Source organism: Sphingopyxis sp. (genome assembly GCF_036261875.1).
Taxonomy (GTDB): Bacteria; Pseudomonadota; Alphaproteobacteria; order Sphingomonadales; family Sphingomonadaceae; genus Sphingopyxis.
This window is the reverse complement of sequence record NZ_DATAJZ010000039.1, coordinates 66,138-77,725: the sequence shown is the minus strand read 5'-3', so window position 1 is coordinate 77,725 and position 11,588 is coordinate 66,138. Positions and strand designations below refer to the sequence as shown.

Annotated in this window: 13 protein-coding genes; 5 read left to right on the top strand and 8 right to left on the bottom strand. The window is 66.9% G+C overall.

What is annotated here, in order from left to right; all coding sequences use genetic code 11:
• Positions 1-4: 4 nt before the first annotated feature.
• The 6 genes from VHO04_RS17000 to VHO04_RS16975 all read right to left on the bottom strand — a co-directional run bounded on the left by VHO04_RS17000 (position 5) and on the right by VHO04_RS16975 (position 5,714).
• Positions 5-412: a hypothetical protein gene (locus VHO04_RS17000; protein WP_329629420.1), complete on the bottom strand. Its 408-nt coding sequence runs from the start codon at positions 410-412 to the stop codon at positions 5-7.
• Positions 413-708: 296 nt separating this feature from the next.
• Complete coding sequence (locus tag VHO04_RS16995) at positions 709-1,320, bottom strand: TetR/AcrR family transcriptional regulator (RefSeq protein WP_329629419.1); 612 nt, start codon at positions 1,318-1,320, stop codon at positions 709-711.
• Between the two features lie 235 nt (positions 1,321-1,555).
• Positions 1,556-3,004 carry a S41 family peptidase gene (locus VHO04_RS16990; protein WP_329629418.1) on the bottom strand — a complete coding sequence of 483 codons (1,449 nt, stop codon included), beginning with the start codon at positions 3,002-3,004 and terminating at the stop codon, positions 1,556-1,558.
• 240 nt (positions 3,005-3,244) lie between these two features.
• The gene (locus tag VHO04_RS16985) at positions 3,245-3,955 is read right to left on the bottom strand and encodes an RlmE family RNA methyltransferase (RefSeq protein ID WP_329629417.1); all 711 of its coding nucleotides are present in this window, start codon (positions 3,953-3,955) and stop codon (positions 3,245-3,247) included.
• Entirely contained in the window at positions 3,952-5,055 is a 1,104-nt protein-coding gene (locus VHO04_RS16980; protein ID WP_414713132.1) for a Ppx/GppA phosphatase family protein, read from the bottom strand. The genes VHO04_RS16985 and VHO04_RS16980 overlap by 4 nt, the downstream gene beginning before the upstream one ends.
• Positions 5,056-5,297: 242 nt before the next feature.
• Positions 5,298-5,714 (bottom strand): glycine zipper 2TM domain-containing protein, encoded by a 417-nt coding sequence (locus VHO04_RS16975; RefSeq protein WP_329629416.1) that lies wholly within the window; start codon positions 5,712-5,714, stop codon positions 5,298-5,300.
• A 166-nt stretch (positions 5,715-5,880) separates the two neighbouring features.
• Here VHO04_RS16975 and VHO04_RS16970 point away from each other — a divergent pair, with 166 nt between their 5' ends.
• Positions 5,881-6,867, top strand: coding sequence for an esterase-like activity of phytase family protein (locus tag VHO04_RS16970; protein ID WP_329629415.1), 987 nt, complete (start codon positions 5,881-5,883; stop codon positions 6,865-6,867).
• 37 nt (positions 6,868-6,904) lie between these two features.
• Here VHO04_RS16970 and rpmB read toward each other — a convergent pair whose 3' ends face one another.
• Positions 6,905-7,198 carry a 50S ribosomal protein L28 gene (rpmB, locus tag VHO04_RS16965; RefSeq protein WP_257547249.1) on the bottom strand — a complete coding sequence of 98 codons (294 nt, stop codon included), beginning with the start codon at positions 7,196-7,198 and terminating at the stop codon, positions 6,905-6,907.
• A 127-nt stretch (positions 7,199-7,325) separates the two neighbouring features.
• On the opposite strand from rpmB, the gene tadA reads away from it, so the two are divergent.
• Complete coding sequence (tadA, locus tag VHO04_RS16960) at positions 7,326-7,784, top strand: tRNA adenosine(34) deaminase TadA (RefSeq protein ID WP_329629414.1); 459 nt, start codon at positions 7,326-7,328, stop codon at positions 7,782-7,784.
• 190 nt (positions 7,785-7,974) lie between these two features.
• Here the strand turns inward: tadA and VHO04_RS16955 are convergent, their stop codons facing one another.
• Positions 7,975-8,679 carry an NAD-dependent deacylase gene (locus tag VHO04_RS16955; protein ID WP_329629413.1) on the bottom strand — a complete coding sequence of 235 codons (705 nt, stop codon included), beginning with the start codon at positions 8,677-8,679 and terminating at the stop codon, positions 7,975-7,977.
• A gap of 150 nt (positions 8,680-8,829) precedes the next feature.
• On the opposite strand from VHO04_RS16955, the gene dapB reads away from it, so the two are divergent.
• The 3 genes from dapB to nth are packed head-to-tail and all read left to right on the top strand — an operon-like array spanning position 8,830 to position 11,413.
• Positions 8,830-9,555: a 4-hydroxy-tetrahydrodipicolinate reductase gene (gene dapB / locus VHO04_RS16950; protein WP_329629412.1), complete on the top strand. Its 726-nt coding sequence runs from the start codon at positions 8,830-8,832 to the stop codon at positions 9,553-9,555.
• 26 nt (positions 9,556-9,581) lie between these two features.
• On the top strand, positions 9,582-10,760 hold the full coding sequence (locus tag VHO04_RS16945; protein ID WP_329629411.1) for a M48 family metallopeptidase: 1,179 nt from the start codon (positions 9,582-9,584) through the stop codon (positions 10,758-10,760).
• Positions 10,757-11,413: an endonuclease III gene (gene nth / locus VHO04_RS16940; protein ID WP_329629410.1), complete on the top strand. Its 657-nt coding sequence runs from the start codon at positions 10,757-10,759 to the stop codon at positions 11,411-11,413. The genes VHO04_RS16945 and nth overlap by 4 nt, the downstream gene beginning before the upstream one ends.
• Positions 11,414-11,588 lie beyond the last annotated feature (175 nt).

Here is an 11,588-nt window from a genome sequence, read left to right as displayed (position 1 = left end):
GGGTCTACTTTCGGAAAAGGCGGGCGACGTGGACTTCGGCGACGCGCTTGCCCAGCAGTTCATAATGATCGGTGCTGAAACCCGCGGCGAAGAAGGCCTTGAGTTCGGCCTTCGGCACCGAATAGCTGTGGTGCCAGGTCAGCACCGCCATCCGGCGCAGCGCTTCGAGCCGCGGATCGGCGAGGCGGCGGTTCACCGCGTCGCCAAAGATCCGCCCGAGCCATTTCGCGACCCGGCCGGGCTCGCGCAGGCTCGATGGCCGGTCGTGACGGGCAAGCATCACGACCGACCATTCCAGCGCCGAAAAGCCTGCGGGACTATCGGCTTTCGGCGCTGCGGGGGAAAATGTCGGGGAGAAGGCGGAAGCCGGCGCGAGGGCGGCGGCTCCGTCGGTCAGGGCAAGATAGGCCATGGTCGGTCCTCCGTGGATATTGGCCGGGCGCAAGGGGGCGCACGCCCCGGAACGCTTGCGCCCGGCGAGGGGAGAGTCTGGATGCGGGAAACCGTTCCCCCGTCATCGACGGTGGTGCGCGATCCTGCGAAACATGTCTGTCTGGGTTGGCCCGGGGATCAGGCCGGCACAGCGGGGGCGGAGTGCATCCGCGCTTCTTGCGGCGCGGCGGTCATTCCGACCATCTGTACTATGTGGTATATAAATCCACCGTTCATCTTGTCAAGGCGTTTTATACCGACCGTTACAAATATATTTTACCGGCTCGGCCACAGCGCCAGGCTGGTATCGACCAGCCGCTCGAGCTCGTCCATCGTCGCGCCCGCGCCGGCCTGGACCGAAATGCCCTGCAGCAGCGCATAGAGAAGGCTGGTCAGTCCCTGCGCGTCGACATGCGCGGGCAGGTCGCCTTCGGCCTTCGCGCGCTCGAAACGCTCGACCAGCGCGCGCTGCGACGAGGCGCGGCGCCCCAGTACGTCGGCTTTGATCGACTCGGCTTCGGGGCTGCACGCGAGCGAACTCAAAATGCCCATGCATCCTTTGGGATCGGTGGTCCCCGCGTGCGTCATCAGCGCGCCGTGCAGATAATATTCCGCCACTTTGCGCGCGGTCGGCTGATCGAGCGCGGCGCGGGTATATTCGAGCTTCTCGGTCTCATAGAGGTCGAGCGTCTTGTGAAACAGCGCTTCCTTGTTGCCGAAGGCGGCATAGAGGCTGGGCTTGGTGATCCCCATCGCCTCGGTCAGGTCGGCCATCGACGCGCCGTCATAGCCCTTCGCCCAGAAGACGTGGAGGGCTTCGGCCAGTGCCTTGTCGACACAGAATTCGCGGGGGCGCCCCTTGACCGGGGTAGCGATATCACTTTCCATAACGAACGGTATATAATCGATCGGGCCGGAAAGTCTAGGGGTAGCGGTTCGGCTGGGTTCTGGGGGCAATGGTTGCTAGCGACCGGAAGCGGACGCCCGGCCTTTCCTAACTTTGTCATCCCCGCGAAAGCGGGGACCCAGAGCTTGCGTCGGCTAACCCCACACTGGGTTCCCGCTTTCGCGGGAATGACGAAAGTGGGGAATGTCCGCTCCCCACCCCTTAGCCGACGTTTCGTCAGAACAGCCCCGGCAACTCTCGCTGCGCCGCGCGAGGCTTTGCGGGCGTCAGCATCTCGGGCTCGGCGGCCATCCTGACGCTGCGGCTCTGCGCGGACGCGCCCGCCTCGGCGATGTGCGTCGTGCAGCTTGCCCCCGCCAGAAAATCGATCGCCGCGCGCACCGAGGCTTCGCGCGGATCGCCGAGCGGCAGCGACAGGTCGTCGTCCGCCGCGCAGCTGTTGCCGATCTTCGGCGCCAGCCCGTCGAAATAGTCGCCGCTGCTCGCCGCATTGCCGGTCGCAAAGGCGATCACGCGCATCCGTTCGTCGCACTCGCTCTTGTCGAGCGCGATCTGCCCGACGGGCTTGCCATAGGTGTTGCTGCCGACCAGCGTCATATTGGTGCCGAGGTAAGGCAGCATCCCGTTGATCACGAGCTCGCTCGCCGAGGCGGTCGATCCGGTGCCGATGAAGGCGATGCGCGTCGGCGCGATCGCCTCGGGCTGCGTCGTGAAGGTGTGGCGCGTATTGTTGCCCGCTTTCGACGCGCGGAAATTGGTCTGCGAGAACAGGTCGCTCGCCGCGCGGTTGCGGCCGAGCAGGTCGCCGAACAGCTCGGCGGTCGAAACCAGCCCGCCGCCATTGTAACGCAGGTCGATGACCACGTCGGTCACCCCCTGGTTGCGGAAATTGAGGAAGGCGGCGCGAAGCTGCGGGTCGGCCGAACTGATGAAGCTGCGCAGGTTCACATAGCCGTAAGCGTGCCCGCCTTCGCTGATGATCTTGGCGCCATAGCGGTCGGAGATCGGGTCGAGGTCGTAATCGGCCTTGGTCACCGAAACGTCGCGGGTGCCGCCGCCGGGTTCGACGATGCGCAGCACACGCGTGACCCCCGGATCGCTCGCCCCCAGTGCGTTGGTGATCCCCTGCGTGCCCTCGCTGGCGACGATGGCCGAGATGGCGCGGACGTTCGACGCATTGGTGCCGATGCCGACGATCTGCGTGCCGCGATCGATTCCCGCCGCAAGCGCCGGGGCATTTTCATACGCCTCGGCGATGATCACGCGCTGGATCGTCGGATCATAGGCGAGCCGGACGCCGAAGCCCGCGCTCGACCCGTTGGTGAAGAAGGCCTCTTCCTCGGCGATCGAGGTGACATAGGTGAAATAGCGATCCTTGTTCAGCGCCCGCGCCGGTGCGACGAGCGCGTCGATATAGGTCTGGACGTCGGCGAAGTTCGCGGGATTGACGTTCGTCGCGACATCGCCGGGGAAGAGATACCATTCGTCGATCACGGCCTTGGCAAAGGACTGGCGCGCGCTGAGGCCGCAGCTTGCCGTGGGTGTTGGGGTCGGCGTGGGGGTGACGGTGACCGGCCCGCCGCCACCGCCGCCGCTCGACCCTCCGCCGCCGCATGCCGCGAGCAGCAACGAGAGGACGGTCAGCGATGCAATCCCGCTACGCATGTGATTTCCCCCGATAATCGATGGACCTTCGATGATAGCGGCGACGGGCGGAATTGGAAGGGATGAGGGTCTGAAAAGGGCCGATTGCGGATGCCCGGCATCTCCTAATTTTGTCATCCCCGCGAAAGCGGGGACCCAGAGCGCGCGTCGGCTAACCTCACACTGGGTTCCCGCTTTCGCGGGAATGACGAAGGGGGGGAGGGTAGCTTCCCACCCCAAAACACCCGTTCCATCCGCCCGTCAGTCCGCGCCGCCGTCTTCCCCGCGTCGCCCCTTGAAACCCTGCGCGATCACATAAAGTTCGGGCGATCCCTTGCGGCTTGCGGGCGGCTTGGCGTGTTTCACGGTAGCGAAATTCTGCTTGAGGACGGTCAGCAGTTCGCGGTCGGCGCCGCCTGCGAATACTTTCGCGACGAAGGCGCCGCCGGGTTGCAGATTCTGCACCGCGAAATCGACCGCGGTCTCGGCCAGCCCGATGGTGCGCAGATGATCGGTCTGCGGATGGCCGACGGTGTTCGCCGCCATGTCCGAAATGATGAGATCGGGGGCGCTGCCCAGCGCCTCGATCAGCGCGTCGGGGGCGGCGTCGTCCATGAAATCCATCTCGAGGATCGCGACCCCCTCGATCGGTTCGCAGGCGAGCAGGTCGATGCCGGCGACGCGCGCGCGCGGATTGGCCTTGCGCACGACCTGCGACCAGCCGCCCGGAGTGATCCCCAGGTCGACCACCGCGCGCGCTTTCCTGAGCAGGCCGAATTTCTCGTCGAGCTCGATCAGCTTGAAGGCGGCACGCGAGCGATATCCCTCGGCCTGCGCGCGGCGGACATAGGGATCGTTGAGCTGGCGCTGGAGCCAGCGGGTCGACGAGGCGGTGCGCTTGCGCGCGGTCTTGACCCGCACATGCAGGCCGCCGCGACCGCCGCCGCTCTTGCCACCCTTGCCCCCGCTCATTTGCGATGCTCGCGCCGGGTAACCGGAATGTCGCGGCCCTGCATCGCCAGCGTGCGCAAGATGCCCTCGCGGATGCCGCGGTCGGCGACGCCGACGCGCGCGGCGGGCCACAGGTCGATGATGCTCTCCAGAATCGCGCAGCCCGCAACCACCAGGTCGGCGCGCTCGCGTCCGATGCAGGCGATCTCGGCGCGCGCGTCGAGGCTGGCCTCGGCGAGGCGGCGGCTGATGTCGCGCATCGCGGCGGCGGGCACCGCGATCCCGTCGACCGCGCGCCGGTCGTAGCGCGGCAGCTCGAGAAAAACGCTGGCGAGCGTCGTCACCGTGCCGCTGGTGCCGAGCAGGCGCAGCGGCTGGTCGGCGAAGCGTTCGGCGCGATCCGCGAAGGCGGCGAAGGCGCTGCGGGTTACTTCGCGCATCCGGGCATAGCTCGCCTGCCGCGCGGCCAGGCTGTCCTCGCCCGGCGCGGCATGTTCGGTCAGCGACACGACGCCCCACGGCACGCTGATCCAATCGTGGATCTTCACGTCATGGTCCGACACGTCGACATGCATCAACTCGGTCGAGCCGCCGCCGATGTCGAAGATCAGCGCCGGCCCTTCGCCGGGTTCCATCAGATTGTGGCAGCCGAGCGCGGCGAGTCGCGCCTCTTCGGCAGCCGAGATGATGTCGAGGACGATGCCCGTCTCGCGCCGGACGCGCGTCGCGAGCTCGGTGCCGTTCACCGCGCGGCGGCACGCCTCGGTCGCGACCGCGCGCGACAGGGTGACGTGGCGGCGGCGCAGCTTGTCGGCGCAGACGGCGAGCGCGGCAACGGTGCGGTCCATTGCGGCCTCGCTGATCCGTCCGGTCGCGTGCAATCCTTCGCCCAGCCGTACGATCCGCGAAAAAGCGTCGATGACGACGAGTTCGCCCTCGTGCGGGCGCGCGATCAGCAACCGGCAATTGTTGGTGCCAAGGTCGATCGCGGCATAGCTGCGGGGCCGGACGACCGGCACGGGGCGGGGCGGAGTTTCCCCTTTCTGTCTTCGGCTCGCCGGCGGGCCCATCTGCGAACCCGGCCGCGGCGATCGCCCTGAAGGCGCTGCCATTTGCCGCATGGCTATGTTGACCTGTCTCTGACTCACGCGTCCGCCGTTTTGCGGACGTGCACTTGCGCGCGAACCTAGGCCCCGGTGGGCGCGATGGCAAGTCCGCCCACCGACAGCAAAGCCCCGTCCGGCGCGGCCGGACGGGGCGAAGGGGGAGAGTCTTTTATTGGGGGTCGGGTCTGCCTTGATGGCGGCAGCCGTCATTCCCCTTTAACGGGCGGGCCCTTAACGGCGGCAGCCGTCATTGCCCCCTAACGGCGGCAGCCGTCATTACCCTTGTCGATGGCGCGGCCGGCGATGGCGCCGACGGCGCCGCCGATGATCGTGCCGACGGTGCGGTCGCCGCGGCCGGCGATCTCGTGACCGGCCAGGCCGCCGGCGATCGCGCCGATGATCGTGCCGCCGGTGCCGTTGTCGCACTGGCGATAATTGCGGTAGTTGCGATGATCGCGGCGGTCATAGTTGCGGTAATCGCGGCGGTCGTAATTGCGATAGTCGCGGCGGTCATAGCGGCGGTCATAGCGGCGGTTGTCGCGATTGTAGCGCGCGTCATAGCTCGAATAGCCGTCGCGGCTGTAATAGCCGTTCTGTGCCGCGGCGGGCGTCGCAAGGCCCAGCGTCGCGGTGGACATCAGGGCGGCGATCGAGAGGGTCACCATCTTTTTCATCGTCGTTCTCCTTCTTTCGTCGTCAGGCCCTTGGGGGCTGTGGATCGATGATGCCCTTTTGCCCGATTCGCTTTGAGTGAAGCCTGAACATCGCTGTCGGCTGCCGTTCATCTTGGGGGGGGGAGGCATCTTGCCGGGCCCGGTCGCGCGTCCTATCGCCGCGCCGATGCGCCGCCTCCTTTTCGCCGCCCTGATCTTCCTCGCGCTCGGCCCCGTGCCCGGCACGCGGCACTATCGTTCGCCGGTCGATCTCACCTCGCAGCAAGTCGCCGCGCGCCCGCTCCGCTATCCGGCGGGACAGGCGGGGATGCTGCGCTTCGTGCGCGGCTGGCGCCTCGTCAGTCCGAACGACGCTTTCGGCGGATTTTCGGCGCTCGCGATCCTCGGTCCCGATCGGTTCCAGCTTGTTTCCGACAATGGCTATTGGGCGCGGCTGACGATCGCCGCCGGCGGCGCGGTATCGGACGCGCGCATCGCGATGCTGCCGCTCGGCGGCGCCCCGTCGCAGCGCAAGTCGCAGCGCGACGTCGAATCGATGGCGTTCGATCCCGCGAACGGCAAAAGCTGGGTGGCGCTCGAGGGGCTCAACCAGGTCTGGCGGCTCGACCCGGCGCTCGGCCGCATCGAATCGCGCGCGCGCCTGCCGCGGCCGTTCTGGCCGTCCAATCGCGGACCCGAGGCGATGGTCCGCCTCGCGGGCGGACGCACCATCATCTTCTCCGAGGACGCCGACGACGATCCGCGCGGCCGCGAGGCGCTGCTCTTCACCGGCGATCCCGCCGAGCCTGGGATGAAGGCGGTTCGCTTCTTCTATGATTCACAGGGGAAAGGGCTGGTCAGCGACGCCGCGCCGCTGCCCGACGGGCGCATCCTGCTCGTCCACCGCCGGCTCGGGCTCGATCCTGTCTTCACGACGATCCTCGGCATCGTCGATCCCGCCGCGATCCGGCCGGGCGCGCGGCTGACCTCGCGGACGATCGGCCGCGTCCCCGCCGCGCTCGCCGACAATTACGAAGGCGCGGCGGTCGAACGCCGCGGCGGGCGCACCTTGCTGTGGCTCGTCTCGGACAATAATTTCAACAATTGGCAGCGCAGCCTGCTCGTCGAGTTCGAGCTTGTCGGCCTGCCGGACAGCAAAAAGGCGGCGCCGTAGACCGGGCCGCCTTCTGCGATACGAAGGATGGAGAAGCTCAGGCGGCCTTTTCGGCCAGCTTCTTCGCGACGTCCTTCTTGACCTTGCGGGCGTTCGCCGAAAGCTGGTCGTCGCCGGCCTTGAGCAGCCAGTTGTCGAGGCCGCCATTATGTTCGACCGTGCGCAGGCCGTGGGTCGACACGCGCAGCTTCACGCCCTTGCCGAGGGCGTCCGACAGCAAGGTCACATTCTGCAGATTGGGCAGAAAGGTGCGCTTGGTCTTGTTGTTGGCGTGGCTGACATTGTGGCCAACCTGGCGGCCCTTGCCGGTCAGTTCGCAAATGCGCGACATGATCTTCTTCCTCGAATCAATGGGCGGCGTCCGGGGTGGGCCAGAAGGCACCGAAAGGACCGGATGGGCCGGGAAAGGCGCGCGCTTATCGGCTTGCAGGAGATTCGTCAAGCGCATAGGCGGGATTATGGCCGCAAACTTCCCCCTTCCCGAGCCGATGCGCCGCGCCCTCGACCTCGCGCGCATCGCCGCAGAGTGGGGCGAAGTGCCTGTCGGCGCGGTGATCGTCAAGGACGGGACGGTCATCGCCGAAGGCCACAACCGTCCGCGCGAATCGCACGACCCGACCGCGCACGCCGAAATTGTCGCGATTCGCGCCGCGGCGGCAAAGCTCGGCAATGAACGCCTCGATGGCTGCGACCTCTATGTGACGCTCGAACCCTGCGCGATGTGTGCGGGCGCCATCGCCCACGCGCGAATCGCGCGCCTCTATTACGGCGCCGACGATCCCAAGGGCGGCGCGATCGCCCACGGCCCGCGTCTCTTCGCGCAGCCGACGGTGCACCACCGACCGGAAATCTACGAGGGCATTGGCGCGGGCGAGGCTTCGGGGCTGCTGAAGGATTTCTTCGCGGTGCGGCGTTGAGAAAATCTCACACAAAGACACAAAGAGGGTGCCCCTCTCAAATCCGTTTGTGCTGAGCCTGTCGAAGCACCGTTCTTTCTGCGGCGTTGAAAGAAAGAACGGCCCTTCGACAAGCTCAGGGCGAACGGCTTATGATGAAACCACCCTCTTTGTGTCTTTGTGTGAGAAAAATTGAGGGAGCCGCCCTTGGCTATTGTCCCAGCATCGCCTCCACCCACGCCGGCACCAGCGCCGTCGCCGGCCCCTGCCGCGCTTCGTCGAACCAGTGGCTTCCCTCGCTCGGCTCCATGTTGAGTTCGAGCGTCCGCGCGCCCGACGCACGGGCTTCGCGGACGAAGCCCGCGGCGGGATAGACCGCGCCCGAGGTGCCGATCGACACGAACAGGTCGGCGCGGTTCAGCGCGTGGTAGATCTCGTCCATCCGGTACGGCATCTCGCCGAACCAGACGATGTCGGGGCGCAGGCTTCCCGCCGCCTGGCACGCCGGACAGGCGGGCCGATCGAGCAATGCTCCGGCCCACGGCATCCGCGCGTCGCAGATCGTGCACCAGGCATTCAGATGCTCGCCGTGCATGTGGATCAGCCGCTTCGCCCCCGCGCGCTCGTGCAGGTCGTCGACATTCTGGGTGACGATCAGCAGCTCGCCCGGCCATTCGGCATCGAGCCGCGCCAGCGCGCGATGCGCCGCATTGGGTTCCCTGGTCTGGATCGCCGCGCGCCGCTCGTCATAGAAGCGCAGCACCAGGTCGGGATTCCGCGCGAAGGCTTCGGGGGTCGCGACATCCTCGACGCGATGCTGTTCCCACAGGCCGCCGGCGTCGCGGAAGGTGTCGATGCCGCTCTCGGCCGACACGCCCGCGCCGGTCAGGATCACGATATTCTGAATAGTCTTCATGGACCTCCCATATCCGTTCGCATCGCGCGAAGTCGAGATGCTGGAACCGATCCCTAATCTCTTCGTCACCCCGGAGGCGAAAGCCGAACCGCATCTCGACTTCGCGCGACCCGAGGGTCTAAGGGGAGAATGGATAGGGGGCAGCGAGTCATGACCAGCATCGGCATTATCGGCAGCGAAGGGCGGATGGGCGTCGCGCTCGCCGCCGCCATTTCCGAGGCGGGGCAGCGCAGTTGCGGCATCGATAAGGGCGGCAATGTCGCGAAGCTCGCCGCGGCCGCCGACGTGCTTGTCGATTTTTCCTCGCCAAAGGCGCTCGAGGCGACGCTCGACGCCTGCGTGGCGGCGAAGACCCCGATCGTCGTCGGCACCACCGGGCTCGATGAGCGCCACCATTATCTGATCGACGATGCCGCAAAGGACATCGCGGTGCTCCAGACCGGCAACACCTCGCTCGGCGTCACTCTGCTCGCGCATCTAGTGCGCGAGGCTGCGTCGCGGCTCGATGCCGACTGGGATATCGAGATCGTCGAGATGCACCACCGGAACAAGGTCGATGCGCCGAGCGGCACCGCGCTGCTGCTCGGGCAGGCGGCGGCCGAGGGGCGCGGGATCGACCTCGCGAAATGCTCCGAACGCGGCCGCGACGGCGTCACCGGCGCGCGCGGCCACGGCAAGATCGGCTTCGCGAGCCTGCGCGGCGGCACCGTCGCGGGCGATCACGACGTGATCTTCGCGGGGCCGGAGGAGATGATCACGCTCGGTCACCGCGCCGAGAACCGGATGATCTTCGCGCGCGGCGCGGTGAAGGCGGCGCTGTGGCTGGTCCGTCAGAAGCCGGGACGCTACACGATGCCGCAGGTGCTCGGGCTCTGAACCCGGCGAATATGGGGGAAAGATAGATGGCGTTCGATCCGGCGACCGCGACGCGGGCCTATATCGACGGCCTCGGCCCGGCGGCGCTCGCCAAGGCCGAGGCCTATACCACCGGCAACGAATGGCTGCTGCTCTGGGGGCTCGTCGTCTCGGCGGTCGTCACCTTGCTCTTCGTCCGCCTGCGCATCCTCGACCGGATCGACGCGCGGCTCGCAAAGCGCGGCTGGGCGCTGCGGACGTGGCTGCTCTGCGCTGCTTTCTTCCTGCTCTCGACGATCCTCACCCTGCCGTGGGACATCTACACCGGCTGGGGGCGCGAAAGTGCCTATGGCCGCACCAGCCAGCCGCTCGGCGACTGGCTCGGTCAGTCGGCGATCTCGACGCTGCTCACCGCGCTGCTCGGCGGGCTTTTCTTCCTTGGCGTCTATGTGCTGATCCGCCGCACCGGGCGGCGCTGGTGGATCTGGTCGGGCGGACTCGCCGCCGCGGCGATCGCGGCGTTCCTGCTCGTCTCGCCGATCCTGATCGAGCCCTTGTTCAACGATTACAAGCCCGTTCCCGCCGGGCCGGTGCGCGATGCGCTGGTCGAGATGGCGGCGAAGGCCGACATCCCCGCCAACCGCATCTATATGTTCGACGGGTCGCGCCAGTCGAACAATTTCACCGCCAATGTTTCGGGGATCGGCCATTCGGCGCGGATCGCCATTTCGGACGTCGCGCTCGGCAAGGCCTCGCTCGACGAGGTGCGCGCGGTGACGGGGCACGAGATCGGCCATTATGTGCTCGGCCATATCTGGCGGATGGTCTTCGTTTCCGCGGGGCTCGCGATCCTGCTCTTCTTCGCCGCCGACCGGCTCTTTCCGCGCCTCGCGCGCTGGTTCGGCAGCGACGCGGGCGTTGGCGACCCGCGCGGCTTTCCGGTCCTGATGTTCTTTCTCTCGCTCTTCGGCCTCGTCACCCTGCCGCTTACCAACACGCTGATCCGCGTCGACGAGAGCGAGGCCGACCATTATTCGCTCAAGACCGAGAACCGGCCCGACGCGCTCGCGACCGCGCTCGTCAAGACCGCCGAATATCGCAGCCCGCGCCCCGGCACGGTCGAAGAGATCATCTTCTACGACCATCCGTCGGTCGAACGCCGCGTGCGCGCGGCGATGGACTGGAAGGCGGCGCATCCGCCGGCGAATGCCCCCGCGCCGCAATGAAGAAAGCCGACATCTTCGAATTCTACCGCCGCCTCGCCGAGCTCAACCCGAGCCCGGAGACCGAGCTCGAATATGGCAACACCTATCAGCTTCTCGTTGCGGTCGTGCTGTCGGCGCAGGCGACCGATGTCGGGGTGAACAAGGCGACGCGCAAGCTGTTTCAGGAGGTGAAGACGCCGCAGCAGATGGTCGACCTCGGCGAGGACGGGCTCAAGCAGCACATCAAGACGATCGGGCTGTTCAACGCCAAGGCGAAGAATGTCATCGCACTCAGCGAAATCCTCGTGCGCGACCATGGCGGCGAGGTGCCCGCCGACCGCGACACGCTCGTCGAATTGCCGGGGGTCGGGCGCAAGACCGCCAATGTCGTGATGAACTGCGCCTTCGGGGCGGAGACTTTTGCGGTCGACACCCACATCTTCCGCGTCGGCAACCGCACCGGCCTTGCGCCGGGCAAGACCGTGCTCGCGGTCGAGAAGAAGCTCGAAAAGGAAACCCCCGCGCCCTTCCGCGTCGGCGCGCACCATTGGCTGATCCTCCACGGCCGCTACATCTGCAAGGCGCGCACCCCCGAATGCTGGCGCTGCCCGGTGATCGACCTCTGCCGCTACAAGCCCAAGACCCCGGCGCCGCAGGCGAAGAGGGCGGCGTGATCCATATCGTCTTTCGTCACCCCGGACTTGATCCGGGGTCCCGCTTGTCACCGTTGCTCAGCGGGACCCCGGATCAAGTCCGGGGTGACGACGGGGGAGAGGCAGCATGAATTTCCGTTCGCCCTGAGTCCTTCGATTGCCTTGCAGGCGCTCAGGAGAGCCTTGTCGAAGGGCC

Coding starts and splice junctions, on each gene's coding strand:
- VHO04_RS16990 (WP_329629418.1), bottom strand. CDS start 3,004: ATGCGTAGCGGGATTGCATCGCTGACCGTCCTCTCGTTGCTGCTCGCG.
- VHO04_RS17000 (WP_329629420.1), bottom strand. CDS start 412: ATGGCCTATCTTGCCCTGACCGACGGAGCCGCCGCCCTCGCGCCGGCT.
- tadA (WP_329629414.1), top strand. CDS start 7,326: ATGGCCGCAAACTTCCCCCTTCCCGAGCCGATGCGCCGCGCCCTCGAC.
- VHO04_RS16945 (WP_329629411.1), top strand. CDS start 9,582: ATGGCGTTCGATCCGGCGACCGCGACGCGGGCCTATATCGACGGCCTC.
- VHO04_RS16985 (WP_329629417.1), bottom strand. CDS start 3,955: ATGAGCGGGGGCAAGGGTGGCAAGAGCGGCGGCGGTCGCGGCGGCCTG.
- VHO04_RS16975 (WP_329629416.1), bottom strand. CDS start 5,714: ATGAAAAAGATGGTGACCCTCTCGATCGCCGCCCTGATGTCCACCGCG.
- VHO04_RS16970 (WP_329629415.1), top strand. CDS start 5,881: ATGCGCCGCCTCCTTTTCGCCGCCCTGATCTTCCTCGCGCTCGGCCCC.
- VHO04_RS16995 (WP_329629419.1), bottom strand. CDS start 1,320: ATGGAAAGTGATATCGCTACCCCGGTCAAGGGGCGCCCCCGCGAATTC.
- dapB (WP_329629412.1), top strand. CDS start 8,830: ATGACCAGCATCGGCATTATCGGCAGCGAAGGGCGGATGGGCGTCGCG.
- VHO04_RS16980 (WP_414713132.1), bottom strand. CDS start 5,055: ATGCGGCAAATGGCAGCGCCTTCAGGGCGATCGCCGCGGCCGGGTTCG.
- rpmB (WP_257547249.1), bottom strand. CDS start 7,198: ATGTCGCGCATTTGCGAACTGACCGGCAAGGGCCGCCAGGTTGGCCAC.
- VHO04_RS16955 (WP_329629413.1), bottom strand. CDS start 8,679: ATGAAGACTATTCAGAATATCGTGATCCTGACCGGCGCGGGCGTGTCG.
- nth (WP_329629410.1), top strand. CDS start 10,757: ATGAAGAAAGCCGACATCTTCGAATTCTACCGCCGCCTCGCCGAGCTC.